This window comes from Candidatus Thiodictyon syntrophicum, from assembly GCF_002813775.1.
Taxonomy (GTDB): Bacteria; Pseudomonadota; Gammaproteobacteria; order Chromatiales; family Chromatiaceae; genus Thiodictyon; species Thiodictyon syntrophicum.
On record NZ_CP020370.1, the window covers coordinates 2,091,759 to 2,117,213 of the forward strand.

The 25,455-nt window shown below is 66.8% G+C and carries 24 protein-coding genes; 8 read left to right on the forward strand and 16 right to left on the reverse strand.

The genetic code is table 11. From position 1 onward, the window contains the following. Nucleotides 1-10: 10 nt before the first annotated feature. Together nifD and nifH are read right to left on the reverse strand one after the other, a co-directional pair. A complete protein-coding gene (gene nifD / locus THSYN_RS08965; protein WP_100918829.1) occupies nucleotides 11-1,495 on the reverse strand; it encodes a nitrogenase molybdenum-iron protein alpha chain in 1,485 nt (494 codons plus the stop codon). A 117-nt stretch (nucleotides 1,496-1,612) separates the two neighbouring features. Beyond that, entirely contained in the window at nucleotides 1,613-2,488 is an 876-nt protein-coding gene (gene nifH / locus THSYN_RS08970) for a nitrogenase iron protein (protein ID WP_100918830.1), read from the reverse strand. A 211-nt stretch (nucleotides 2,489-2,699) separates the two neighbouring features. Here nifH and THSYN_RS08975 point away from each other — a divergent pair, with 211 nt between their 5' ends. Further along, entirely contained in the window at nucleotides 2,700-3,551 is an 852-nt protein-coding gene (locus THSYN_RS08975; protein WP_100918831.1) for an NAD(+)--dinitrogen-reductase ADP-D-ribosyltransferase, read from the forward strand. Nucleotides 3,552-3,699: 148 nt separating this feature from the next. Here the strand turns inward: THSYN_RS08975 and THSYN_RS08980 are convergent, their stop codons facing one another. The 6 genes from THSYN_RS08980 to THSYN_RS09005 form a co-directional block, all read right to left on the reverse strand. Beyond that, complete coding sequence (locus THSYN_RS08980) at nucleotides 3,700-4,284, reverse strand: Uma2 family endonuclease (protein ID WP_100918832.1); 585 nt, start codon at nucleotides 4,282-4,284, stop codon at nucleotides 3,700-3,702. A 233-nt stretch (nucleotides 4,285-4,517) separates the two neighbouring features. Next, nucleotides 4,518-4,775, reverse strand: coding sequence for a hypothetical protein (locus THSYN_RS08985; protein WP_100918833.1), 258 nt, complete (start codon nucleotides 4,773-4,775; stop codon nucleotides 4,518-4,520). A 133-nt stretch (nucleotides 4,776-4,908) separates the two neighbouring features. Then, on the reverse strand, nucleotides 4,909-5,382 hold the full coding sequence (locus tag THSYN_RS08990; protein WP_100918834.1) for a hypothetical protein: 474 nt from the start codon (nucleotides 5,380-5,382) through the stop codon (nucleotides 4,909-4,911). A gap of 329 nt (nucleotides 5,383-5,711) precedes the next feature. Then, nucleotides 5,712-6,296, reverse strand: a complete 585-nt coding sequence (locus THSYN_RS08995; RefSeq protein ID WP_100918835.1) for a Uma2 family endonuclease — start codon at nucleotides 6,294-6,296, stop codon at nucleotides 5,712-5,714. Nucleotides 6,297-6,350: 54 nt separating this feature from the next. Continuing rightward, the gene (locus THSYN_RS09000; protein WP_100918836.1) at nucleotides 6,351-6,977 is read right to left on the reverse strand and encodes a LysE family translocator; all 627 of its coding nucleotides are present in this window, start codon (nucleotides 6,975-6,977) and stop codon (nucleotides 6,351-6,353) included. Nucleotides 6,978-7,154: 177 nt separating this feature from the next. After that, the gene (locus tag THSYN_RS09005) at nucleotides 7,155-8,639 is read right to left on the reverse strand and encodes a cryptochrome/photolyase family protein (RefSeq protein ID WP_100918837.1); all 1,485 of its coding nucleotides are present in this window, start codon (nucleotides 8,637-8,639) and stop codon (nucleotides 7,155-7,157) included. A gap of 198 nt (nucleotides 8,640-8,837) precedes the next feature. Here THSYN_RS09005 and THSYN_RS09010 point away from each other — a divergent pair, with 198 nt between their 5' ends. Then, on the forward strand, nucleotides 8,838-11,693 hold the full coding sequence (locus tag THSYN_RS09010) for an SUMF1/EgtB/PvdO family nonheme iron enzyme (protein ID WP_100918838.1): 2,856 nt from the start codon (nucleotides 8,838-8,840) through the stop codon (nucleotides 11,691-11,693). Between the two features lie 210 nt (nucleotides 11,694-11,903). Here the strand turns inward: THSYN_RS09010 and trhA are convergent, their stop codons facing one another. The 3 genes from trhA to THSYN_RS09025 form a co-directional block, all read right to left on the reverse strand. Continuing rightward, nucleotides 11,904-12,521 (reverse strand): PAQR family membrane homeostasis protein TrhA, encoded by a 618-nt coding sequence (trhA, locus tag THSYN_RS09015; RefSeq protein WP_100918839.1) that lies wholly within the window; start codon nucleotides 12,519-12,521, stop codon nucleotides 11,904-11,906. 80 nt (nucleotides 12,522-12,601) lie between these two features. Beyond that, complete coding sequence (locus THSYN_RS09020; protein ID WP_236848833.1) at nucleotides 12,602-13,582, reverse strand: serine hydrolase; 981 nt, start codon at nucleotides 13,580-13,582, stop codon at nucleotides 12,602-12,604. Between the two features lie 180 nt (nucleotides 13,583-13,762). After that, nucleotides 13,763-14,812: a response regulator gene (locus tag THSYN_RS09025; protein ID WP_100918840.1), complete on the reverse strand. Its 1,050-nt coding sequence runs from the start codon at nucleotides 14,810-14,812 to the stop codon at nucleotides 13,763-13,765. A gap of 434 nt (nucleotides 14,813-15,246) precedes the next feature. On the opposite strand from THSYN_RS09025, the gene cqsA reads away from it, so the two are divergent. After that, the gene (gene cqsA, locus THSYN_RS09030) at nucleotides 15,247-16,497 is read left to right on the forward strand and encodes an alpha-hydroxyketone-type quorum-sensing autoinducer synthase (protein ID WP_236848834.1); all 1,251 of its coding nucleotides are present in this window, start codon (nucleotides 15,247-15,249) and stop codon (nucleotides 16,495-16,497) included. 24 nt (nucleotides 16,498-16,521) lie between these two features. Here cqsA and THSYN_RS09035 read toward each other — a convergent pair whose 3' ends face one another. After that, complete coding sequence (locus tag THSYN_RS09035; protein ID WP_100918842.1) at nucleotides 16,522-17,841, reverse strand: sensor histidine kinase; 1,320 nt, start codon at nucleotides 17,839-17,841, stop codon at nucleotides 16,522-16,524. A 379-nt stretch (nucleotides 17,842-18,220) separates the two neighbouring features. On the opposite strand from THSYN_RS09035, the gene recJ reads away from it, so the two are divergent. Beyond that, nucleotides 18,221-19,939, forward strand: coding sequence for a single-stranded-DNA-specific exonuclease RecJ (gene recJ / locus THSYN_RS09040; RefSeq protein WP_100918843.1), 1,719 nt, complete (start codon nucleotides 18,221-18,223; stop codon nucleotides 19,937-19,939). On the opposite strand, the gene THSYN_RS33585 is transcribed toward recJ, so the two are convergent. Next, nucleotides 19,936-20,094 (reverse strand): hypothetical protein, encoded by a 159-nt coding sequence (locus THSYN_RS33585; RefSeq protein WP_157817540.1) that lies wholly within the window; start codon nucleotides 20,092-20,094, stop codon nucleotides 19,936-19,938. The genes recJ and THSYN_RS33585 overlap by 4 nt on opposite strands. A 27-nt stretch (nucleotides 20,095-20,121) precedes the next feature. On the opposite strand from THSYN_RS33585, the gene yjgA reads away from it, so the two are divergent. Next, nucleotides 20,122-20,571, forward strand: coding sequence for a ribosome biogenesis factor YjgA (gene yjgA, locus THSYN_RS09045; RefSeq protein ID WP_418219934.1), 450 nt, complete (start codon nucleotides 20,122-20,124; stop codon nucleotides 20,569-20,571). A gap of 302 nt (nucleotides 20,572-20,873) precedes the next feature. Beyond that, complete coding sequence (locus THSYN_RS09050; RefSeq protein ID WP_100918845.1) at nucleotides 20,874-21,419, forward strand: DUF4124 domain-containing protein; 546 nt, start codon at nucleotides 20,874-20,876, stop codon at nucleotides 21,417-21,419. Nucleotides 21,420-21,633: 214 nt separating this feature from the next. Here THSYN_RS09050 and pdxA read toward each other — a convergent pair whose 3' ends face one another. The 3 genes from pdxA to cbiQ are packed head-to-tail and all read right to left on the reverse strand — an operon-like array spanning nucleotide 21,634 to nucleotide 24,364. After that, nucleotides 21,634-22,650 carry a 4-hydroxythreonine-4-phosphate dehydrogenase PdxA gene (gene pdxA / locus THSYN_RS09055; protein ID WP_100918846.1) on the reverse strand — a complete coding sequence of 339 codons (1,017 nt, stop codon included), beginning with the start codon at nucleotides 22,648-22,650 and terminating at the stop codon, nucleotides 21,634-21,636. Further along, a complete protein-coding gene (locus tag THSYN_RS09060; RefSeq protein ID WP_100918847.1) occupies nucleotides 22,647-23,486 on the reverse strand; it encodes an energy-coupling factor ABC transporter ATP-binding protein in 840 nt (279 codons plus the stop codon). The genes pdxA and THSYN_RS09060 overlap by 4 nt, the downstream gene beginning before the upstream one ends. Next, nucleotides 23,486-24,364 carry a cobalt ECF transporter T component CbiQ gene (gene cbiQ / locus THSYN_RS09065; protein ID WP_100918848.1) on the reverse strand — a complete coding sequence of 293 codons (879 nt, stop codon included), beginning with the start codon at nucleotides 24,362-24,364 and terminating at the stop codon, nucleotides 23,486-23,488. The genes THSYN_RS09060 and cbiQ overlap by 1 nt, the downstream gene beginning before the upstream one ends. Nucleotides 24,365-24,802: 438 nt before the next feature. On the opposite strand from cbiQ, the gene THSYN_RS09070 reads away from it, so the two are divergent. Together THSYN_RS09070 and THSYN_RS09075 are read left to right on the forward strand one after the other, a co-directional pair. Further along, entirely contained in the window at nucleotides 24,803-25,033 is a 231-nt protein-coding gene (locus THSYN_RS09070; RefSeq protein ID WP_100918849.1) for a BolA family protein, read from the forward strand. A 178-nt stretch (nucleotides 25,034-25,211) separates the two neighbouring features. After that, on the forward strand, nucleotides 25,212-25,451 hold the full coding sequence (locus THSYN_RS09075; protein WP_100918850.1) for an acetyltransferase: 240 nt from the start codon (nucleotides 25,212-25,214) through the stop codon (nucleotides 25,449-25,451). The last annotated feature ends 4 nt before the right edge of the window (nucleotides 25,452-25,455 follow it).

Below are 25,455 nucleotides of genomic sequence, written 5' to 3' on the forward strand. Positions count from 1 at the left end.
CGGGGCGGTCTCAGGCGCGAGCCCGCAGCGGCTGTGCCTGGGCCTCCTCCTCGACCAGCCAGGGGGCCGTCATCTTGCCCCAGCAGGGGTTGTTGATGGTCATGTCCATGTCGCGGGCGAAGATCGAGAAGCCGTCATAGCCGTGATAGGGGCCGGAGTAGTCCCAGGAGTGCATCTGGCGGAAGGGGATGCCCATCTTCTGGAAGATGTACTTCTCCTTGATGCCGGAGCCGATCAGGTCGGGCTTGATGCGCTTGACGAATTCCTCGAACTCGTAGCCGGTCACGTCGTCGTAGAGCAGCGTGGAGTCGGCCATGTCCTTGATGGTGCGGTCATAGTCGTCGTTGTGGGCGAACTCGTAGCCGGTGCCGACCACCTCCATCCCGAGATCCTCGTAGGCGCCGATGATATGGCGCGGACGCAGGCCGCCGACATAGAGCATGACGCGCTTGCCTTCCAGCCGCGGACGGTACTTGGCGATGACGGCCGCGTGTTGCGCCTCGTACTTGGCGATGACCCGCTCCGCCCCGGCCTGGATGGTCTCATCGAAGAAGGCGGCGATCTTGCGCAGGGACTCGGCGATCTTGGTGGGCCCGAAGAAGTTGTATTCCATCCACGGGATCCCGTACTTCTCTTCCATGTGCCGGCTGATGTAGTTCATGGACCGGTAGCAGTGGATGAGGTTGAGCTTGACCTTGGGGGTCAACTCCATCTCGGCGATGGTGCCGTCGCCGGCCCACTGGGCGACCACCCGCAAGCCCATCTCCTCGAGCAGGATGCGCGAGGCCCAGGCGTCGCCGCCGATGTTGTAGTCGCCGATCACCGCCACGTCATAGGGTGTGGTCGGGAAGGAGTCGTCACCGTCGCGGTTGCCGATGACCCAGTCGCGGATGGCATCGTTGGCGATGTGGTGACCGAGCGACTGGGAGACCCCGCGGAAGCCCTCGCAACGCACCGGGACGATCGGCTTTTCCAGTTCCTTGGCCTTCTTCTTGGAGACCGCCTCGATGTCGTCGCCGATGAGCCCGATCGGGCATTCGGACTGGATGGTGATGCCCTTGTTGAGCGGGAACAGCCCCTCGATCTCGTCGATCAGCTTGGCGAGCTTCTTGTCGCCGCCGAAGACGATGTCCTTCTCCTGGAAGTCGGACGTGAAATTCATGGTGCCGAAGGTGTTGACCCCGGTCATGCCGACATAGTAGTTGCGGCGCCCGGCGCGGGAATACTGACCGCAGCCGACGGGTCCGTGGGAGATATGGATCACGTCCTTGATCGGCCCCCACACCACCCCCTTGGAACCGGCATAGGCACAGCCGCGCACCGTCATGACCCCGGGCAGGGACTTGCGGTTGGAGGTGATGCACTTCTTGGACTGCTCGATCGACTGGTCGTTGACCGCCAAGTGCTTGGCCCGGTCCTTCTTGGCCTTTTCCGGGTAGACTTCCAGGACCTCGGCGATGAGGTCCATGGTCTCTTCACGAGTCAAATTTGCCATAGTGGCTCTCCGCATCGGGCGCCGCGGCTAATCCGCCGACGGGACGCCCCGCAACAACACTGTTCTGAACCACCAGGGCGCCGGGGCGCCTGGGGCTCGATCTTGGTCCCGGCCCGATCAGGCCACTTCGACCGCCGCCTTGCCGACGATCGACTCGTCTTCCTCGTCCATCAGACCGAAGGCCATCAGCAGTTCTTCCAGGGCATCCATGGTGATCGGGGTCGGGATCACGAAGTTCTTGTTGTTGATGATCTTGTGCGCGAGATCCCGGTACTCCTGGGCCTGCTTGGCGGTCGGGTCGTACTCGATGACCGTCATGCGGCGGATCTCGGCACGCTGCACTACATTGTCGCGGGGCACGAAGTGGATCATCTGGGTGCCGAGCTGGCGGGCCAACTCGATGATCAGCTCGTCTTCACGGGCGGTGTTGCGGCTGTTGCAGATCAGGCCGGCCAGGCGCACGCTACCGGAGTTGGCGTACTTCACGATGCCCTTGGCGATGTTGTTGGCCGCGTACATGGCCATCATCTCGCCGGAGCAGACGATGTAGATCTCCTGGGCCTTGTTCTCGCGGATGGGCATGGCGAAGCCGCCGCACACCACGTCGCCCAGCACGTCATAGAAGACGAAGTCCAGATCCGCCTCGTAGGCGCCTTCCTCTTCCAGGAAGTTGATGGCGGTGATGACGCCACGGCCAGCGCAGCCGACACCCGGCTCCGGGCCGCCGGACTCGACGCACTTGATATTGCGGTAGCCGACCTTGAGCACGTCCTCCAGTTCGAGGTCTTCCACGCTGCCGGCGTTCGCCGCCATCTCCATGATGGAGTTCTGCGCCTTGGCGTGCAGGATCAGACGGGTGGAGTCGGCCTTGGGGTCGCAGCCGACGATCATCACCTTCTTACCGGCCTCGGCCAGGCCGGCGACCAGATTCTGGGTGGTGGTGGACTTGCCGATTCCACCTTTGCCGTAGATGGCGCATTGACGCAGTGCCATGGGTAGGTTCTCCTGTAGGTCGCTTTCGCAGCGGTTGAACAAAATTCGCGTTCAACGGGCAATCAGCAAATCGCGTGCCATCTCATGTACTGTAATATAAACGTCGTGAAAACAACTATGTATATTGATATTTCGGGCCGCTGGGCCTTGGTAGCATCCACGACAAGGCGGCGGCGGCTGTATGGATAATGACAGACAGCCGGAGTCGGAAATGGACCTTGCCCGACACGCCTCCTTCCTCGCCGCCGCGGCCACCCTGCCGCCGGCGGCGCGCCTGTGCATCAACCGTTGCAACCTGCCGGCCTGGATCCTGGGCAGCCTCGCCTTCCAGCGGCACCCGGTGCCGCTGGCGATCGATGGGGTGCACGACTTCCACAGCGATCTGTGCCGGCGCCTGGACCCCATCGCCGACCACGGCGCGCGGGCCCAGTGCTTCGCCGACTACATGACCGTCCGCTTCTGCCTGGAGGACTTGGAGGAGGCGGGGCTGACGCCGGGTCGGCGCAAGAAGTCCCGGGCCAACGCCAACTATCTGCGGCTGGTGCGCGGCTGGTCCTTCGACTCGGACGGCCGCGAGGGGGCCGTGCTCAAATACTGGGCCGAGACCCGCTTCGGCCTGCTGGCCCGCCACCACGGGCGGCCCCTGCACGGTCGCGGCAGCGAGGACTATCTCTGGTTCCAGGGGGAGGCGGTGCGCGGGATCTATGGCACTAACGCCGTGGAGTCCCAACTCGACCTGCTCTACACCTACTGTCAGTACGAACTGGCCCGCCAGCACCCCGGGACGACCCACCTGACGCTGCACCGGGGCATCAACTCCATCGGCGACCACGAGGTCTTGGGCCGCGAGCCGGACGGCTCCTATCTCGTCCTGCTCAACAATCTCAACAGCTTCACCAGCGACCGGGAGCGCGCCGACGAGTTCGGCGACTACCTGCTGACCGCCCAGGTCCCGCGCGCCAAGGTCTTCTTCTACAACCGCCTGCTGCCCGGGATGCTCAAGGGCGAGGACGAGTTCGTCGTGGTCGGCGGGGTCTATGGGGTGCGCATCGCGACCCTGTGAGGTGTCGGCCAACCCGAACTCAGGACCGGCGCGCACCCCAACCGGAGGTCGAGACTTCAGCCGGACGGCGGGTCGCGCCGTCGTAGGGTCCGCTGTGCGGACCAACGCCCTCGCGGTCGGCGAAGATGGTCGGGACCACGACCGCCGCCTACGAGCCCGCCCCGAACTCGACCTTGTCGTAGACCTCGCTGAGCGGCAGCACGGCATCGAGCGCAATCAGCGGCACGTCCTCGCGCAGGTCGCTGTAGCTACGCAGCAGCCAGTCCCCACCGCCTTGACGCAGAAAGAGTTCGGCACCGACCCGGTGCTGGGAGAGCAGCAGATAGGCGCTCAGGCTCGGGAGGCTGCGGTAGTAGGCGAACTTGTCGCCGCGGTCGTAGGACTCCGTGCTGTCGGAGAGGACCTCGACGATGAGCGTGGGATTGGTGATGACATCCCGGCGTTCGTCCCAGAACCGCCGCTCCCCGCAGACCGCCATCACGTCCGGGTAGGTGCCCAGGTTGGCGGACTCGATCCGGACCTTCATGTCACTGGTGTAGACATAGCAGGGGCGGCCCTTGAAGCGGGTGCCCAGTTCACGCAGGACGTTCCCGCAGATCAGGTTATGGGTCTCGGTGCCGCCCGCCATGGCGAAGACCTCGCCGTCCAGGAATTCGGTGCGGCCCTGATCCGAGGCGCGCTCGGCGGCCAGCCAGTCGGCGAACTGGAGTTGTGGTTTGGGCTGCAGGGACATCGTTTCAGTTCCCGGTCGAGGTGGAAAGGAAAAGATTATAGGGCCGAAACCGGTGGTCGACTGGTCCGGCCGGAACAGAAAGGCCCTTGTGGGAGCGGGCGGCGGCCGCGATCCGGCGCCGCGGCGAACGCCGATGCCGCGTTCCCCGCGCGGGCCGTCGCGGCTGAAGCCGCTCCCACAGCGTCGGTGCGCGACTTTCATATGCAGGATTTGCGATGCGCCCGGACGACGATTTAGATCCAAATAAGACGGCCGACGTACTTGGCTTGGTTCGTTGTCCTCGGCTCCGCGGTGGCGGTTTGCAGTTGCGCGCTGATCTCCGCCGCTAACCGCCCGGCCATCTTCACCATGGTCAATCGCATCGTCCGGGAGACCGTATCCTCGTCGATCTCTTCGCCGGCTTGGTCTGCGGCGATGATGGACAGCAGCGCACGCGCTTCTTCAATCATGGCGGTCCGCCCGCTTTCTTCGTTCCAGCTCATGGCGTTCATCGCATGCTCCTGGGATTCCCAGATGGCCGTCCGTTTGCGTGAGGGGCGCGCGGATTCTGTACTATTCTCCCGGCGCTGCGACAGCATGAGGGTTCGCTCACGAAGGCGCAACGCGCGGGTTCAGTCGGTTCGCTCAGGCTGGGTGTTGGGTCAAATCAGCAGTAAGCGTCGGGTTTCTTGCGTCGCGTCGGCGGCCGCCGAACATGGCAGCATTACTCGCGACCACAGCCCCAAACAGCAGCGACAGGAACAGCCAGATCGCGGCGGTGGCGGATGCAGTACGGGCCTTCTCAGCCACTGCCCGATCGGTCACCGAGGCATCCTTGCGCGCGGCTTGCCAACGCGCAAAGGTATCAGCCACGCGCGTCTGGGCCTCCGACTGGCTGAGCCCCGTCTGGGTGACCACCAACTGCCCGGCATAGCGGATATCATCCGCCGGTAATGCACCCAGGCGTAGACCATTGGTGAAGATGCGGGTCGTCTTCACGGACACGGCCGCACTGGGTCCGTCGCTGTTGACTGCCGTAGGACCCGCGCGGAACAATGAGTCGACGAAGTAGTCCGTATCGTCGTTCACTGTGCCGGGCGTGCCGTCGGCAGCGGCCATTGACGCGTCCGCGTCGGCAACGCTGGTTGCCGGTGTTATCACACTGGATTGGATGCCGCCACTGATGATTGCTCCGATTCCACAATGAAGCGGCAGCGGCGGCGCCGCCGACGATCGCGCCCCAGCTTAACGCGCTGTGGCCGCTCTGATATTGGTTCTGAGTGCGGTCGACGATCAGCGTTTCGTTACCGAAGGGGTTGACAGGTACAGCTTGGGCAGTGAGCATGTTGCTTAGTCCGTTAGTGGGGGTAACTATCCATACTGTGCCGACCGTCGCCGGGAATCTGTACGGTGGCCCACGTAGAGCCAAGACCAATGCGCGTCCTCGCCTACGAGCCCGGCCCGAACTCGACCTTGTCGTAGACCTCACTGAGCGGCAGTAAGGCATCGAGCGCGGTCAGCGGTATCCCGTCGCGCAGGTCGCTGTAGGTACGCAGCAGCCAGTCGCCGCCGCCCTGACGCAGAAAGAGTTCGGCACCGACCCGGTGCTGGGAGAGCAGCAGATAGGCGCTCAGGCTCGGGAGGCTGCGGTAGTAGGCGAACTTGTCGCCGCGGTCGTAGGACTCCGTGCTGTCGGAGAGGACTTCGACGATGAGCGTGGGGTTGGTGATGACATCCCGGCGGTCGTCCCAGAACCGCCGCTCCCCGCAGACCGCCATCACGTCCGGGTAGGTGCCCAAGTTGGCGGACTCGATCCGGACCTTCATGTCACTGGTGTAGACATAGCAGGGGCGGCCCTTGAAGGCCGTGCGCAGTTCCCCGTAGACGTTGCCGGCAATCAGGTTGTGGGCCTCGGAGGCGCCCGCCATGGCGAAGACCTCGCCGTCCAGAAATTCGGTGCGGCCCTGATCCGACGCGCGCTCGGCGGCCAGCCAGTCGGCGAACTGGAGTCGCGGTTTGGGTTGAAGGGACATCGTTTGAGTTCCTGGGTGGGGTGGCAGGGTGGCTGTTATCCCGGAAACAGCAGTTTAGCCGCAAATTAACGCAAATCCCAGTAGTCTCAAGCCGTCACGAAAAAGGCCCAAGGCCAGGATACACAACACCACCCCAATCACTCGGGAACTGTAGATATACATCCTGCCGCTCAGGAACGAGCGCGAGGTCTCGACCGCCAGCGCGAGGGCGATTTTCGCGCCGACCAGGGCGCAATAGAAGGCGCCAATGAACGCCAGCGCGTAAGAAGGGTCGAGCTGCAGTGCCTTGACCATGGTCGGGGCGCCGACGCTGAACCAGAACAGGTAGGGATAGGGGCTGAGAAGATTGGTCAACATGCCCTTGGTCAGCGATCTGGGCGCTCGCTGCCCATCAGCGAGTCTGAGTCCCTGGGAGCGGATGCTCTCGTAGCCGAGATAGCCGATGAAGCAAGCGCCGGTGAGTGAGATTATTCCCAGTATGTGATTGAAATGCGTGAGCCGTGCCAGGATGAAGACGGTGGCGACGATCACCGGCAGGTCGGTCATCAGCGGGGCCAGGGCCACCTTGATACCGGATCTCAGCCCATGGGCCAGGGTTTCGGAAATCACGAGTGCTAAGACCGGGCCGGGCGCGAAACCGGCGGCCAGACCCAACAGGAAGCCGATGGTCAGGAATGCCATAATTCAAGAATCCACAGATGAACACAGATGAACACAGATGTTCTTTGAATCGTCATGCGCTGATCGCCATTGTCACAATCACCGGCAAGGTGAGTCCCCGGCCAAGCGTAAGTCGAGGAGTCATCTGTGATAATCTGTGTTCATCTGTGGATGACTGCTCTCTCTGGGAGCGCGCGATCATGCGGTCTTGATGCTGTCGAAGGCCGCCAGTGCCTCCAGCCGGGAGCGGGCGAGGTCGACCAGGGGGTGCGGATAGTCGCGGCCCAGGACCACCCCGGCGCTGCCCAGGATGGCGGTGGGGGCGGCCCAGGGCTGGTGGATGAACCGGTCCGGTACCCGGGCGAGTTCGGGACACCAGCGCCGCACATAGTCGCCCCGGGGGTCGAAGCGCTCGCCTTGGCGCACCGGGTTGAAGACGCGAAAATAGGGGGCGGCGTCGGCCCCGCAGCCGGCGATCCATTGCCAACCCAGGGTATTGGCCGCGAGATCGGCATCGACCAGGGTGTCCCAAAACCAGTCGGCGCCGGCCTGCCAGGGCAGGCGCAGGTTCTTGGTGAGGTAGGAGGCGACCACCATCCGCACCCGGTTGTGCATCCAGCCGGTGTGCCAGAGTTCGCGCATCCCCGCGTCTACCAGGGGGACGCCGGTGTGGCCGCGCTGCCAGGCGGCGAGCAAGGCCGCGGCGTCGGCGGTGCGCCAGGGGAAGCGGGCGAAACGGGGGTCCAAGGGCGTGGTCGTGGTGTGCGGGAAGTGATAAAGCAGGTGGTGGGCGAATTCACGCCAGCCGAGCTCGCGCACAAAGGCCTCCGCGGCCGGGGCCGTGATCGATCCGTACCGTTGCTCGATGAGTGCGAGCAGTCGTCGGGGGCCGATCTCGCCGAAGTGCAGGTGGGGCGATAGACTGGAGGTGCCGGGTTGGCCCGGCAGGTCGCGGCCCTGCGCGTATCCGTCCAGCGCGGCGGTGCCAGGGGGCGGGGCGTCCGGCGCACCGCCGATGAAACACCGGGCGCGCGCCAGGGCGGCGGACTCCCCCGGTTGCCAGCGCGCGGCGAGTCCCTGGTCCCAGGGGATCCGCGGCAGGAGGCCCAGGGCGTCGAGCTCGACCTGCACCGGTGTGTCCACGGCGGGTGGCCGTTTGAGTCCGGCGGGGGCCGGCAGCGGTGCGTTGGCGGCCAAGCCGCTCAAGTCCGACGACGCCTTGCGCCAAAAAGCGCTGTACACTTTATAGGGACTGCCGGTTCCGGTGAGCAGGTCCCAGGGTTCGCGCAGCAGGGCGGCATTATGACTCTCGCAGCGCAGGCCCTGGGCGCGCAGGGCCAGCTTGATGTGGGCGTCGCGCGCGCGGGTGGCGGGGTCGTAGAGCCGGTTCCAGTAGACGCGGGCGGCACCGGTCTGGGCGCTGATCCGGGCGAGGACCGCGAGGCTCTCGCCCGTCGCGATCAGGAGTCGGCTGCCCCGTTCGCGCAGGTCGTGATCGAGTGCGCGCAGACTGCCGTGCAGCCACCACCTGGCGGCGGCACCGGGGGCCCAGGGTGACTCCTCGGCGGGCGCATGGATATAGAGCAGCAGGACCCGTTCACACTCCGCCATGGCCCGGCTCAGGGCCGGGTTGTCGTCGAGGCGCAGGTCGCGCCTGAACCAGAGGATCGCGGTGTCGGGCATGATGTGGCTCAGTGGTCGGTAACAGCAGCGGATCGCGCGCCATGCAGCGCGCCCAGGTGCGATGAATGCAATGGCATAATGACCGGGCGCGCGCAGGGCGCCGCGCGTCGCCGGGTGTGTGCGCAACGGTGGCGGCGCCAGGCTGGTTAGATTAAACGCATACGGCGCTCTGGCGAACCATAAAGAGAGGGCAGAGGCGTGTGGGAAGCGGCGGCGGAGGGCGAACAAGAGAACCCGGTGGGGCCGGTCGCGGCGGCGTCCGTGACGACGGACGCCGAGGCGGAGGCCTTGCGGCTACGCGCCCAACTTGGGGTTCTCCAGGAGCGGGCCCAGGCCCTCGACGACCGCCTGCGGGCGCAGGTGCGCAGCCGCTGGGTGGTCGGGGAGGGCGGCGGTGCGGCCGGGGTCGCCCCCAGCTTCATCAACGGCATCTTCGTCGGCGAGCGCTCCGAGGCCCCGGAACGGCAACTGCATATCCTGCGCGACCTGGCGGCGCTGAGTACCTACTGCCTGCCGCTGCGTGGGATCGATGACGTGCAAGCCGGTCCCGGGATCGGCCGTCTCTATGTCCCATTGGCGACCGATCTGACCCTCGCGGAGGACTTGGCCGCGCAGGTCCTGGCGGCGGCGGCGGACGGGGCCGCGCCCCCCTTTCCGGAAGCGGACCCCGGCGCGGAGCGGATCCCGGATCAGGCCCGGGCGCGTCACCTGAGCGCGTGCGAGGCGAGCATCCTGCGGCGTTCCCTGGTAATCCTGGGAGAGCCCGGCGCGGGCAAGACCACGCTCCTGGCCTTTCTGGCCCACGCCCTGGCGACCGGCGACCGCGCGGCCCTGCCGGGCTGGCCGCAGCCCGAGTGGTCCTGTCTCCCGCTATTGATGCGGCTGCGCGATTTTGCGGCCTGGTTGGCCGAGTCCGGGGACCTGGCCGGCGCCGGGACGGCGACGAGCGACGCGTTGGTGTGGGGTTTTGTCCGCCATGAACTGGCCGAGCGCAACCTGACTTTCTGTCTGGGGGCGCTCGAGTCGGCGGTGCGCGGCGGGCGCGCGGTGTTGTTGTGGGACGGCCTGGACGAGGTGCCGCCGGGGGCCCTGGCGACGGTCCGCGAGAGCCTGCTGGCCTTCCGTGAGCGGGCTCCGGGTTGTCGCTATGTCCTCACCAGCCGGCTGTTGTCCTATTGCCGGCCGGAGCGGCGGTTGCCCGAGCCGGACTTTCCGGTCGTCTCGTTGCTCCCCTTCGACCGCGACCGGATCGGTCGTTTCGTCACCGATTGGTTCCAGGAATTGGGCGCCTGCGGCGACCTGCCCTGGGCGGAGGCGGAGCGCCTGGCTCTGCTCTTCCAGCAGGGGCTCGGCGAGGGGCACCTCACCCACCTGGCGGCCAATCCGCTGCTGCTCACACTCCTGGCGCTGGTCTTCACCCACCGCCGGGATCTGCCGACGGCGCGCGCCCAGGTCTTCGAGGCCGCCACCGGTATCCTGCTGGCACGCCTGGATGGGCCGCGCACCGCGGGGGGGCCGCGCATCAGCGACCTGCTGCGCGAGGTCCATCGGGACCGCTGTGACCTGATCCGCTGGTGCGAGCGCCTGGCCATGCGGGTGCAATCCAACAGCGAGCGCGGCCTGGAGCCGGGTGCCCCCGGACAGGTGGGGGTCGCCGGGGTCGGTGAGGCCGAGTTACTCGAGTCATTGCAGGCGCTGCACGCGCGGCGGGACCTGGAGTGGGCGCAGTCGCTGGTGGACCTGATCAAGCAGCGCGCCGGCCTGCTGCGCGAGGAGCGTCCGGGGGACTTCGACTTTCCGCACCGCGCCTTGCGCGAGTATCTGGCCGGTTGTCAGCTGGCCCATGCCCCCGATTTCGCCGCGCAGGTCGCTGCCCTGGCCGTCGATCGCAGCGATTGGCAGGAGACCATCCGGCACGCGGTCGGCTTCCTGGTCCAAGGCCACCGCGAGTGCGCGCGCCCGCTCGCGCTGATCGAGCACCTGTGCCCCGCGGACGCCCCGGCGGACGACGCGGCCTGGCGGCGGGTCTGGCTGGCGGGCGAGGCGGCGCTCGAGCTCGGCGTCACCCGCGCCGCCGAGTCGCCGGCCGGCGCCCGCACCCTGGAGCGCGTCCGTCATCGACTGGCCGCCCTGGTGGAGGCCGGGCGGCTCCAGGTGGGTGAGCGGGTGGCGGTGGCCGCGGTCCTGGCGCGGCTCGGTGACCCGCGTTTCCATCCCCGGGGGCTGCATCTGCCGGTGCGCTATCGGGGCCAACGCGAACCCGCCTTGGGCTTGGTACGGGTCAGGCACGGCAGCTTAACGCTCGGCGGTCCCGCGGACCTGGAGAGTGCCCTGTCCAACGAAGTCGGCGGCGAGGGGCGCCTGGAACTGGACTATGCCTTCTGGATCGGCCGCTATCCGGTGACCGTGGCGCAATTCCAGGCCTTCGTCGCGGCCGGTGGCTATGAACGGCGGGACTGGTGGCCGGATTTGGGGTGGGCCTGGTGCCGGGGGCAGCGGCGACGCGAGCCCGAGCGGTGGTCGCACCAACGCCGCCAGGGCAATCGGCCGGTGGTGGGTATCACCTGGTTCGAGGCGCTCGCCTATGGTGTCTGGCTCGATGCCCAGTTACGCAAGCGTCACACCAAACTGCCGCGCGGCTATGGGCTGCGCCTGCCGACCGAGGCGGAGTGGGCACTGGCAGCGCGCGGCGGCCAGGGGCGGGTCTATCCCTGGGGAGGGGGTTTCAGCGCGGGCCAGGCCAATTGCATGGGCAGTGTCGGCGAGCCGTCAGCGGTGGGGACCTTTCCCCTGGGCGCGACCCCCGAAGGGGTCTTGGACCTGGCCGGCAATGTCTGGGAGTGGACCCTGAGCCGCTACCTGCCCTATCCCTATGACCCCGCCGACGGCCGCAACGATCCCCAGAGCAACGGGGCGCGGGTCCTGCGTGGGGGCTCCTACGACGCGGGGCCGCTGCGGGCCCGGACCGCGGCCCGGGCGCAGGCGCCGCTGGGCGAGGCGGCCCGGGATATCGGCTGCCGTCTGGTACTGTCGCTGGTGGATACGGGGGTGTGAGGTCGTGCAGGGAACGCGGCCCTGCGGAACATTGCTCTAAGCGCCGTTGTCGTTGTCGTAATCGAGGTTAATCGTAGTGCCGCGGATTCTCTCGCACATCAAAGTGCATCGCTTATCCGATTACGACAACGACAACGATTACGGCAACGGCAACGGCAACGGCAACGAGTGGGTTTGTGTTTGATTTTGTCTTTGACTCGTTACTTATCCTTACAGATACAGCAAGATCGCAAAGTAGTGGCTGACGCTCCCGGCCAGCACGAACAGGTGCCAGATGCCGTGGCACCAGGGCCAGCGGCTGTCGAGGGCGTAGAAGGCCACCCCTACGGTGTAGAAGAGCCCGCCCGCTACCAGCCAGGCGAAGCCGGCCGGGGGCAGGGCGGCGATGATGTCGCCCAGGGCGAAGACGATCAGCCAGCCCATCAGCAAATAGATGCAGACCGACAGCAGGCGTCCGCCCCCGCCACGCAGGGTGTCGGTGATCATGCCGATCAGGGCCAACCCCCAGACGGCGCCGAACAGCCACCAGCCGGTCTTGCTGCCGCGTAGTGCGACCAGGGTGAAGGGGGTGTAGGTGCCGGCGATCAGGAGATAAATCGCGTGATGGTCGAGGACCTGGAAGACCTCCTTCGCGCGCCCCCGCAGGCTGTGGTAGAGGGTCGACGACAGGTACAGCAGGAACAGCGTCACCCCATAGACGGTGAAACTGATGATCCGCGTGGCCCCGCCCTCGACCCCGGCCAGGGTGACCAGCACCGTCACCCCGATCAGGGCCAGCACGGCCCCGACCAGGTGGGTGATACTGTTGAAACGCTCGCCTTCGTACATGCTGGTTATGACTCGGTGTTTAACTTGTTCCTGACGCGTTACCAAGGCGTGGTTACACGCTCGCGAGCGGGGCACTGGGCTCAGCCCGACAGACCGTGCGGGTGCGTTTCCAACCATTTGCGCAGGCGGTTGGAGTCACCCACCGGGCTGCGCTTGCCGGGCGAATCCAGGAGCACGATCGAGAGCAGCCGCCCGCCGATGACGGCGCGCATGACCAGACAGTGCCCGGCCTCGTTCACGAAGCCGGTCTTGCTCAGTTCCAGGTGCCAGTCAGGGCTTCTTACCAGCGGATTGGTGTTGCGGTACTGCAAGGTGCCCGCGTCGCCGTAGGGGTGGACCTCCATGGACGCGCTGGTGGTGAGCTCGCGGATCAGGGGATAGGCCGCGGCCGCCCGCGCCATCATCACGAGGTCCTCCGCGGTGGAGGTGTTGTTGCCATCCAGGCCGGTGGGGTCCGCGAACCGGGAGTCGAGCATCCCCAGCGCCTCGGCCTTGCGGTTCATGGCCGCCACGAAGATCGGTTTGCCGCCGGGGAAGGTGGTCCGCCCCAGGGCCGCAGCAGCGCGGTTGTCGGAGGACATCAGGGCGACGGCCAGTACCTCGCGCCGTTGCAGGGTGGCCGCCCGGTCGATGCGCAGGCGCGAACGGCTATGGCGCAGTTGGTCCCGGTCCTCCTCCAGGATCGTCAGGGGTTGGTCCAAAGGCACCGCGGAATCCAGCACCACCATGGCCGTCATGAGCTTGGTGATGGAGGCGATGGGTCGCTGGTCGCGGGTCCCTTTGGCATAGAGGGCCCGGCCCGCCTCGTCCACCACCAGGGCCGAGGCCGAGCTGAGGCCTAGGCCCGGCGGGACCAGCTCGGCGATGGGGGGGCGGGGCGGCCGTTGCGGGGCCGGCGGCTGGACGATGACGGGGATCGGCGGCGCGGGCGCGGGAGTGTCCCCAGCGGACTGCGCGGCGACCTGGGCGGGGCGCGGCGGCACCAAGGCCAGGGCCAGCGGCAGCACCAGGGCCAGCGCCAGCGCCGGCAGGGACCAAGGGGTGCGGGGTTTCGATCTCACTGGGATATCCTTGCAGGACTGATGGCGCGGGTAGTGCGGCGCACCGGGTGAACCCACCCGGGCGGGTGAGCGGTGACGGGCGGTGCCGCGGACAGTTGCTATAGTATCCCGGGTTGCGCCGTGGGTTAAGCGGTGAATTTGCGCGCGGGGTGCGGTTGGCCGCGGGTCACGGGGCCGACCTCAGGCCTGTCCTTGCAGATAGGCGCGCAGTCCCAGCACGGTGTTGGGCGACACATCGAAGGGAGCAGGGGCCTCGAGGAGGGCATAGTAGCGGTCCGGGCGGGTCGGAAAGGGCTGCACGGGCACGCAGGCGAGGCACCAAGCCGCCGCGTCGAGCACGGCCTCGCCCTGCTCCTGCGCGAAGAAGGTGGCGGCCTGCCGCCGCTCCAGGCGCTCCACCACCGTCGGCGGGGCCCCCGCGATCCGCGCCATGGTGGCCTGCGCGGCGAGCGCGGCGGCGCTGAAGGTCAGCAACAGACGGCCCCGGCCGTGCTCGTCCACCAGCATGAAGCCGTCCAGCGGGTCGGCAATCACGTAATACTCGATGATGTCCAAATCCTCGCACAGGTGGGCGAAGAGGTCACAGAAGCCCGGGTCCTCCCAGTCCATGAGAATCTCGGCACGCAAGGCCTGGCGGACCAGGCGGGAGGCGTCGGCGATGAAGGCCCGCTGATAGCGCGCAATGCGCTCGCGCAGGAGGCTGACGCAGTTGCGGGCGCCCTTAGGCAGGAAGAAGTCGATCAGGTCCTCGTTGAAGGCGGCGACCGCGTGCGCCTCGCTGGCCTGGCCGGTCAGCAGGATTTTCCGGCAGGGCAGGTGGGCGAGCCGTCGGCATAGTTCCAGGCCGTCCATCTCCGGCATGTCGTAGTCCACCACTATGACACTTACAGGGTTGAAACGGTGCCGTCCAAAGACCCGCATCAACAGCATCGTCTTGTCCAGCGACAGCATCTGCTCGAGCTGCGGGTCAGCGAAGCGGCCCGTGTAACTGCTCCAGCACTCGACCTGGAGCTGGGTCTCCAACCGGCCCCGGGCGATATCGGTCAGCAAGGCCCCGGGCGATGCGTAACACGAGATGGGGAAGTTGGCGTTCAGGCCCGGCGGGAAGTATTTGAGAAAATTGGGATCATCATCGACGAACACGACTCGCGTCGGGTGAAAGAACGGCAGGCACCCGGTGTCCGGCGTCGGCGGACCCTTGAGGTGCGGCAAGGATTTCTTGTTGTTCAACACGGTATTGGCCCGCTTTTTGGCGTTCGTCGGGCGGATCTTACCATCGGACGGGCTGGCTCGTGTCGCTCGCCCCGCCTGTCTTTCGCGGGGTCCGCGGTCGAGCGCCGACAGCCGCCGCGCGGGTCGCCGCGCGGGTCGCTCGAAAAAAAAGGCCTGCGCACCTGATCGCGAGGCGTGCCCCGCGCCGCTTTCCTGTCTAGACTGTGTCCGGGGCCCTGGGCGCACCGCCCCGGTCCCAAGGTTCCAACCACTGCCTGCGAGGCAGTCCACACCGGAGCCGGGCGGGAAACCGCTGACCTCCTGTCCGTTGCTCCGATTCACGCAACCGACAGGACATCCCGATGACGACTAGAGCGCCCCGTTGCCTTCTTTCGCGTTCCTTCCCGCTCCCGCCCCTCACTGCTGCACGTATCGATCGATTCGAGGCTGAGATGGCTTATGCCGACACCACGGCCCGCTCGCTCGTGCTCGGACCAGCGCCCGCTCCGGGCGACATCAATCTCAGATCAAACGATTACCTATCCCTCGGACGCCACCCTGAACTCGTCGATGCCCAGGTAAAGGCACTGGTGGAAAGCGGGAACGGGGAGATGATGTCGGCGGTCTTTCTGAATCCCGGTAATCCGCAGTTTGATCTGGAGCGAAAGTTCGCCGATCTGCTCCATGCCGAGGGCGCTGTCCTATTCCAGTCCGGCTATCAAGCCAATACCGGTTTGCTGGAGGCTGTGGCCTGCCCCGGACTGCCGGTTTACATCGACCAGATGGCCCATGCGTCGCTGTATCAGGGCGTAATGATCGCGGGCGCCGACCTCAGGCCATTTCGCCACAGCGATGTGGAACATCTGCTACGGCAGTTGCGCAGATATGGGCCGGGCATTATTCTGATGGAAACGGTCTACAGCACTGACGGCAGCCTGGGGCCAATTGCGGAGATAATGGATGCCGCCGAGGAGTTTGGGTGCATTTTGATTGCGGATGAATCACACTCGTTAGGCACCCACGGTCCCGGTGGTGCCGGCCTGGTGGTGGCACTCGGCCTTCAGGACCGGGTGCATTTTCGCACGGCCAGTCTGGCGAAGGCGTTCTGCGGGCGGGCGGGGCTGGTGGCCTGCCCCCGGCGCCTGGCGCCGTACCTCAGGTTTACGAGCGCGCCGAGTATCTTTTCAAGTGCCGTCATGCCCCACGAGTTGGTTGGCTTTGCCAGGACGATTGACATCGTGCAGCGGGATGAATACCGTCGGGTCCGTCTCCACCGCAACGCCGATCGCCTGCGCTCCAACCTCGATGCGCTCGGTTACAACGTCTCGGCGAGTGCCTCACAAATCATCGCCCTGGAGGCCGGAAGCGAACAGAGTGTGGTGCGGCTGGGACAGGCGCTGAACGCGCGCGGGGTCTATGGTTCGCCCTTCTTCGCTCCGGCTACACCCAAGCATCGCGCCTGTATCCGGCTGTCGGTAAACGCGGCGCTGGTCGATGATGATCTGGAGAGGATTACGGCGGTCTGCGGTGAGATTCGCGCAGCGGTGGGGTTGGCGGAGTGGGCTTCGACGCGGCGCAAGGGCCGCCGCCGAACGCCACTGCAGCGGGAGCCGGCGGGGGCCGGGGCGGGAGGGCATTTGCCCGTGGCCCAGGCAGTGCGGGATGAAGCGGGGGGCGAGACCGCGCTGCGCCAGGCGGCATAAGGCGACCGGGCGCCGCCCGGTCAGTCAATCCGCCGACGGCCGGGCGGGAAACCGCAGAATCATCTCGGTGAATTTGCCTGGAACGCTACGACAGCGGATATCCCCGCCGAAACGACGCATCACCGATTGACAAAAGTGCAGGCCGAGCCCGGTGCCGTTGGTCTTGGTGGAGAAAAAGGCTGTGAAAATTGCAGTCTGCAGGTCGCGCGCGATCCCCTGCCCATTATCGCGAAAGTGCAGACAATGAACCTGGTGGCCAGGGACGGCCCAGATCCTGATTTCGCCGCTGTCGGTACGACCGGCGGCCTGGATTGCATAGATGCTGTTTTTCAATAGATTGAAAACCAGATGGTGGAAGAGTAACGGGATGACCTGGATGGGCACGCTCGTCGTCCGCGAAATCCGCAGCCACTGCCGTTGGGCCTGGTCTCGGAAGGGATACCGATCAAGGGCTTCAGTGGTCAGGGTCATGGCGTCCACCGCCCGGGATTCATCGGCACCAAAAGGGCGCAGTCCGGCGTTGGCAAGCGCCAGGTCGATGATCATGAAGGCGTGCTCGACTTCCCGGCCGATCATCGTCGGCGCCTCGGCCAATAGTTCGCGCTCCGCGCCCCCAATCGGTGTATGGTCGTCGGCGCTTGCCTGTGCCTCGTCGAGCGCGAGCAGCCGCGGAAGTTTGCCGCCGACGATGTGCGATGCAGCCTCGATCGTCATCAATGGGGTTCGCAGTTCATGGGCGATATGGCTGCCGAGGGCGATGGCGGCAGCGATCTTTGCGCGCTTCTCCCGCGCGAGTTCGCGATTGAAGAGGCTGGTGGTTACGACCGCGAACAGGTAGACTGGAAATTGCTCAGCGAGTTGGGGCCAGGGCACGGGCTGGATACTGGTAAGGGAGTATGCCAGGAACGCGGCGCCGATGCCAAGGGAGAGCATTAAAATGGCATTGAGCACGTCGGAGATCAAGAACACCATCACGATTCCCGCCAACAACGAACCTGACCACACCGTGTTGGCCTGATTGTGCAGAAGCATGAAGGTGAAAAAGAACGGCGAACAGAGCAAAATGGAGAACCACCAGTAGCCGGGGACGTAACGCCGCGCCGCCGGTGGCCAATACTTGATGATCAGTGCGGGAGCGGCAACGCACATGCCGCCGATCCGGATGGCCAGGTTTTCATACGGTTGAGGAAACAGATAATTCCAAACGAAATAAAAAAAGGGGAAGCCGAAAACGCCGAACAGTCCGAACAGCAGCAGCTTGGGTTCGGCATCTTCTGCTGACTCCACGATGGATTGCACGAGCCGACGATAGAGTTGATGGAGTTGCTTGACCAATTTCAGCATGACTTTCCCCGGGGGTGGACCGCACGCAGGACCTGTCCCGAATGAAGGGCGCAACGGCGACGGGGCGCGGCTGCCGGCGACACTGGCACCCCGGTTCGGTCAGTCGGCCGACGGGGCGAGGCCGGAACCCTGGCGCGCGCGTCGATTCCGGCGCAAGGATAGCGCGGGTGCGTCGTCCGCACCGCTTCCACTCGGGCCCCGAGTTCCTGCCGCCCCGCAAATCCGGTTACGATGCCGCCACTCGTGCGCCCGGCGTCAGGCCCGGCGACCGCCGGTCCGCCAAGGCTACCCCCGGCGGTCAATCGTTCGGTGCGCGGGTTCGCCCCCGGTTCCCGTCACCCAGTCCCTCAACCCCCTGCGCGACAGCTTCAGCCAACCAGTGACCCCAACCCAGATCCACCGCGTCCCGACCAATCCCACTGCGGCTCCACCCGCCAACCCCGCGGACCTGCTGCGCCAACTTTATGCCTGCCGCGGCCAGGCGGAGTCCGAGTCGGAGTTGGGGCTCGCCGGGCTTGCGCCCTATCAATCCCTGGCGGGACTGGAGGCGGCGGTGGCGCTGCTCGCCGCCAACCTGGGCGCGGGTGGCTCGATCCTGGTGGTCGGCGACTATGACGCGGACGGGGCGACCGGCAGTGCGCTCGCCGTGCTCGGGTTGCGCGCCCTGGGCGCCCCCGCGGTGTCCTATCTGGTACCGAGTCGCTTTGCCTACGGTTACGGTCTGAGCCCGCCGGTGGTGGACGCGGCGGCGGCGCTCGCGCCTAAGCTCCTGATCACCGTGGACAACGGCATCGCCGGTGTCGCCGGGGTGGAGCGCGCCAATCAACTCGGCATCCCGGTGCTGATCACCGATCACCACCAGGCCGGGGCGGTGCTGCCGGCGGCGGCGGCCATCGTTAACCCCAACCAGCCCGGCTGCGGTTTCCCGAGCAAGCACCTGGCAGGGGTCGGGGTGGTCTTTTATGTGCTGGTCGCCCTGCGCGCCCAACTGCGGGCAGCGGGCTGGTTCAGCGCCGCGCGACCGGAGCCGAATCTGGCCGAGTATCTGGACCTGGTGGCCCTGGGCACGGTGGCGGACGTGGTGACGCTCGATCGCAACAACCGCATCCTGGTCGAGCAAGGGCTGCGGCGTATCCGTGCCGGCCGCTGTCGGCCCGGTATCCGCGCCCTGCTCCAGGTGGCGGGGCGGGACCCGGCGCGGGCCACGGCGACTGATCTCGGGTTCTTCGTCGGCCCCCGGCTCAACGCCGCCGGGCGGCTCACCGAGATGACCCTCGGGGTGGAGTGCCTGCTGTGCGACGAGCCCGCCCGTGCCCTGGACCTGGCCGGTCAGCTCGACGGGCTCAACCGGCAGCGCCGCGAGATCGAGGGCACGATGCGTGAGCAGGCCGAGACCCTGGTGGAGCGCATTCAACTGCGCGGTGACGACCTGCCGCCGGCCTTTTGTCTCTATGGCAAGGGCTGGCACCAGGGGGTGTCCGGGATCGTCGCCGCCCGCATCCGGGAGCGCTATCATCGGCCCTGCATCGCCTTCGCGGACGCCGGGGAGGGGGTCCTGCGCGGCTCTGCCCGCTCGGTGGACGGCCTGAACATCCGCGACGCCATCGATTTGGTGGATCGGCGGCGGCCCGGGCTCATCGAACGCTTCGGCGGCCACGCCATGGCGGCGGGGCTGACCCTGCGCACCGCGGCCCTGGCCGATTTCCGCGCCGCCTTCCGGGAGGCGGTGCGCGAGCAGCTCGGCGAGGCCCCGGTGGTACGCCAGATCCGCTCCGACGGTGAACTGCCCGCGCGGCTCATGAACCTGGAGACCGCCGAGGTCCTGCGTCTGGGCGGACCCTGGGGCAAGGGGTTCCCCGAACCCCTGTTCGACGGCGAGTTCGAGGTGGTCCAGGCGCGCCTGGTGGGTGAGCGGCACCTGAAGCTGCGGCTCAAGCCCGAGCGCGGCCCCTTTCTCGACGCCATCGGTTTCGGACTCGGTGAGCGGCTGGAGCAGGCGCGCGGCTGCGTGCGCCTTGCCTACCGGTTGGATGTCAATGAATATAGGGGGGAACGCGCCCCCCAACTGATCCTGGAGCACCTGCAATCGACCACCTAGACGATGACCCGGACCGCCCGGACCCCTGGGAGACGGACGACGGCGATGACCGCGACGCGACCGACCCCGGTCCGCCCCAGGGCGCCGACGCGCACCTGCAAGACGAGGAGGAAGCGCCCGCCGGCCCCAGCAAGAGCCACTTCAAGCGCGAGCACCAGGCGCTCCAGGCCCTGGCCGAGCGCCTGACCGCCATGCCGCGGGTCGAACTGGAACGGCTGCGGCTCAGCGCCGTGACCTGGGCGGCAATCGAGGAGACGGCCCGCATCAAGGACATTCGCGCCCGCGGCCGACACTACAAGCGCATCGCCAACCTGCTGGAGCGCGAGGACATGCACGCCGTTCACGCCCTGATGGACCAGGCGCAGGAGCGCGAGCGCGCGGACGCCGCCCGCCACCACCGGTTGGAGCGCTGGCGCGAGCGCCTGATCGGCGAGGGCGACGCCGCCTTGAGCGAGTTCCTGGACGAGTATCCGGACGCCGACCGCCAGCAATTGCGCACCCTGGTACGCGCCGCCAAGCGTGACACCGAGCGCGGGCGCCTGGAGGCGCCGCGCAAGCTGTTCCGGTTTCTGCGGGGGGTGGTGGAGGCGCAGCCGGATCGGGACGATGAAACCGAAGATGAAAACGAGTGAGTACAACTGAGGGACGGATTTTCCTGCGCCCCGCTGAAGCCCCGAAGGGGCGTCACATACCAGCCCAGGGCAACGCCCTGGGTATGAGGTATGAGTGAGCCTAGCCCTGAAAGGGCGTGACATAAAGGTCTGCGCCACTATGTCACGCCCTTTCAGGGCTAGGCCGATTAAACTTTCCCAGGGCGTTGCCCTGGGCTGGTATGTTCGACCCCGTTGGGGTCGGCATGCAGATCAACGCAATTGCGCAGCTAAGATGGCGGCAGCGTTTTCGGTGACTGTGAGTCTTTGTTAAGGAGGTCAGTATGCATTTCCCGATCTCAATCCTGAGGCTGTTCGCGGTCGGCCTGGTCGGCCTGGCGGCAGCCTGGAGTCTCGACGCGGCGGCCGAGGAGGCCGCGGTGCAGGTCTATGAATGCCATCAGGGCGGGCAGGTGACCTTCTCCGATGAGCCCTGCGCCGGGCGCGAGCAGACCCTGGAAGTGGATTATTCCCGCCCGGATGCCGCCCAGGCGCGGGCCGCCGCCCAGTCCGCCGCGGCGCGGGAGTATCAGGCGGGGACGGTGGCGCAGGGCTACGTGCTCGATAGCGAGATCCTGAGCCTGGAGCAGCAGATCACGAACCAGGAGACGGAGCGTGATGCCCGCATCGCCGCCCTGCGCAACCAATTGGCCCAGGGCACCGAAGGGACCGACACCGCCGCCTGGGAGGCGTCGTTGAATCAACAGATCGCCTCGACCTACGAGGGCTACACCGACAACCTCCTGGCCCAGCGGGCGCGGCTGGGCACGCTCAAGGCCCAGCGCGAGGCGCTGGGGCGCGAGCCCCCGCGGTCCGGGCCGGCGCCTTAGCTGAAGAAAGAGTATCCGGCCGCAAATGAACGCAAATAAGCGCAAATAAATCGGATAGTTGGCATCGTCCCGGGCGTCACCCGGACGGTCAACGGGCAGCCAAGGCCAAGGTTGTAATTATTTGCGTCAATTTGCGTTCATTTGCGGCTAAACAGCTCTTCCTAGGGTTTCTTGGCCTTTGCTCACCGGCCCGACTGGAATCGGCAGTCGCGCCTCAAGGTATCATCTGTTGCGTCTGTCGATAGGCGGGCGCATAGCGCGCCGCCACCAGCAGCGATTCGATCATGCCCACCGGGCTCGCCGTCCCCTGCCAGGCGATGTCGAAGGCGGTGCCGTGGTCGACGCTCAGGCGCAGAAAGGGCAGCCCCAGGGTCAGTGAGATGGTGCGCTCGAAGTCCAGGGTCTTGGTGGCGATATGGCCCTGGTCGTGGTAGAGCGCCAGGACGGCCGCGTAGCGCCCGGTCTTGGCCTGATGGAAGACCGAATCGGGGCCGATGGGGCCGGCGACGCGCCACCCCCGGGCCCGCGCCTCGGCGACGGCCGGCGCCACCTCCCGAACCTCTTCATCGCCGAACAGGCCGTGCTCCCCGCAATGGGGGTTGAGGCCCGCGACCGCGAGTTCGCCGCCGCCCAGACCGAGTTGGTCCATGGCCTGATGACAGCGTGCGATGTAGTCGAGCAACCGCGCCCGCGTGACCAGGGCGCAGGAGTCGCGCAGCGAGACATGGCGGCTTAAGAAAAACACCCGCAGGCCGAGCGTCTCGAACATCGTCAGCGGGTCATGGGCCCCGGTCAGGGCCGCCAGCATCTCGGTATGGCCGATATAGGGCACGCCGGCCGCCTGGATCGACTCCTTGTTGATCGGGGCGGTGTCGAGCGCCGCGACCTCACCCCGCAGGGCCGCCTGCACGGCCGCCTCGATATAGTCCCAGGCGGCCTGCCCGCAGCGGGCCTGGACCTGGCCCGGCACGAAGGCCGCCGGGTCGGCGTTGGCGAAGTCGATGACCTCGATCGACCCCGGCGCATAACGCGCCTCGTCCCCGCGGTGGATGGCCCGGACCGCAAGTCCCAGGCGCGCCTCCCGGACCGCCTTTTCGACCACCCGGGCGTCGCCGTAGACCAGGCAGCGGACGGCCTCCTCGACGCGCGGGTCGGCGAGGGCGCGGACCAGGATCTCGGGGCCGACCCCGGCCGGATCGCCCAGGGTGACGGCGATGATGGGCTTGCTCATAAGGGTTCTCCGGCGGCGACGTGATGCCGATGGTCGTGCGTGTGGGCGAGACCGTCGGCATGGACGTGCCAGTGCGCATGCAGCAACTGTGTGGCACGCAGCAAGGCACCATCGCCCAGGATGTCGGTTGGCGTGCCTTGTGCCACCAGGCGTCCGGCCTGGAGCACGAAGCAGTAGTCGGCGATCTCGGCCACGATATCGAGGTTGTGGGTCGCCGTGACAACAGTGCGGCCGGTACCGCGGCAGTCGGCGAGGAAGCGCACGACCTCACCCTGACTGCGCGGGTCCAGCGCGGCCGTGGGTTCGTCCAGCAACAGCACCTCGGGCCTGGTGATGAGCACGCATGCCAGCGCGACCCGCTTCTTCTCGCCGCCCGAGAGCCGGTGCGGCGAGCGGTGCCTTAAGTCCACAAGCGCAAACTCGGCGAGCATCGCGTCCACGCACCGCAGGATTTCCTCTCTGGTCCAACCCAGTTGCAGCGGCCCGAAGGCCAGTTCGTCGAAGACGGTCGGATTGAAGAGTTGCACCTCGGGATTCTGGAACACCAGACCGACCCGACGGCGAAAGGCATAGGCGAGCGCCTCCTGCTGCATCCGCTCATCGGACAGGTCCTCGCCGAACGCGGCAAGGCGCCCGCGGTCGGGAAAGCACAGTGCCGCGAGCAGCCGCAGCAGCGTCGACTTGCCGGAGCCGTTGGCGCCCAACAGGGCGATGCACTGACCGGTCGGAATGCGCAGGCTCACCCCATTCAAGGCGGGGATGTCCTGATAGGCGTAGTGCACCTCGACCAGCTCGAACGCCGCCGCGGCTTGCGGATGCGCAGCAGCGGCTGGCATCAGCCGCCGTCACCGATCGCGGGCAGCCAGGGCCAGCCGATGGCGACTGCCGCGATGCTCAGCAAGCCGGCCAGGGCCAGCCAATCCCGGGGGCGGGTGCGCAACTCATCGAGCAGGTGCACCTCACCGCGATAGCCGCGCGCGATCATCGCCAGATGGACCTCCGTGGCGAGCTGTAACGACCGCTCGAGCAAGACCACGACACTGGTCATGGCCAGCCGTCGGCGCTGCGGGCCGGGCAGCGGACCCATGACCCGACTGCGCTTGGCCTCGAACAGTTGCACGCTGCTCTCGAGCAGCACGAAGATATAGCGATGGGTCATACCGAGGATCGCGACCAGTATCAGCGGCACGCCCAGACTGCGCAGCGCCTTGAGCACCTGCGGCCAGGGCGTGGTCAGCACCACCAACAGGGCGAAGGTCGCCGCCGTCTGTGCGCGTCCGATCAGGAAGGCCGCACCCCGCAGCCCCTGCCGGGTGATGGTCCAGTCCAGCAACGGCACCACGGCCACGGCGTCGCCGGGGACCAGCACGATGGCCGGAATCGCAAGCACCCCCGTGAACAGGAATACGCCGATCCAGACCTGACGGGCCAAGCGCCGCAGGGTGATCCCCGAGGCCAGGGCCAGGGCGGTCGCGCAGGCGAAGAGCAAGGCCAGGGCGACCAGCGACTTCACGAAGACCGCGGTCACGACGAGCGACAGCAGCCCGAGGGTCTTGAGCCGCGGGTCGAGGCGCTGAAGCAAACCGGGAGCCGCGGCGAGCCGCTCGGCGTCGGCCGCATGATCCATCGCGTCCAGCAGGCCGCGCAGCAGTCGCTCCAGAAAATCCCCCCGCCCCCGAGGATGACCACCGCGCAGAAACGATTGCTCCCCCATGGTCTTTAGCGGGCGCCCGTCGTCATGGATTGGCTATGATTACGAACGGGAACGCCGCGACTACCGCGACCGCAGCAGCGCCCGCGCGGGTCAAGGGGCTCAGGTGACCATCAGTAATGTGCATTGTTCGGTGCTCTTCATCACGCAGGCCGTGGGCGCATTGTATGACGAAAGTAAAAAGGATCATACTTGGGATGCCAGGTTCCACCCCAATGCCGTTACGTTAAGCCCGGCGCGGGTCGCTCGTCTCTCGTTGCTCAACTCCAGCGTGGGAATGCCGTGCGGGCGCCGCGCGTCCCGTCTGGTTACACTGGACGCCGAGCCGCGGAACGGGCGCCGGCGGGCGGTAGTCCCGCTGCCGGGGAACCATCTTCCCGCATCGATCTTTGAAATTCTCGGTTGCGCAGCGCGCAGCCGAACCGAACAAAGGGGTGAAACGTGGAGACTGAAGCAATCGCAACCCTGATCCGGGCCGGTATGCCGGACGCGGCGGTGCAGGTGACGGGTGACGGCAGTCACTTCGAGGCGGTGGTGGTGAGCCCGGCCTTCGCGGGGCTGACGCCGCTCAAGAAACAGCGCCTGGTGATGGATACGGTGCGCGAGCAGCTCGCGAGCGGGGAGCTGCACGCGCTGTCCATCAAGGCCCTGACACCCGCCGAGCGAGGGTAGGGTCCGCTGTGCGGACCGCTGCCCACTTCGGCCATGGCTGCGAGGGTTGCGAGGCGCGAGGCCGCCGGTCCGCACAGCGGACCCTACGGGTGGCCTCGCTTTGTCCGTTGGCGTGCCGCGCCGACGGTGCCATACTGCAGGGGACCCGGAATACGCCGACAGCCACCGAGGTAAGACGATGTTTCTAAAACACTCAATGTCCGGCAAGATGGTCGAAGTCCTGAGCCTGCGGGATCTGTTCAACCCGCTGCGCGGGACCGTGATCGGGCGCTATCACTATGGCGATGAGGCGCAGGACCCGGAGAGCTTCGATAAGGGCGATCTGGCCTTCTGCTCGGACGAGCCCATCCCCAAGTGCTGGACCGATCCGCATTACCGCGACGATGGGGTGACGGGGCACGACCAGGCCCCCGGCTGAGCGG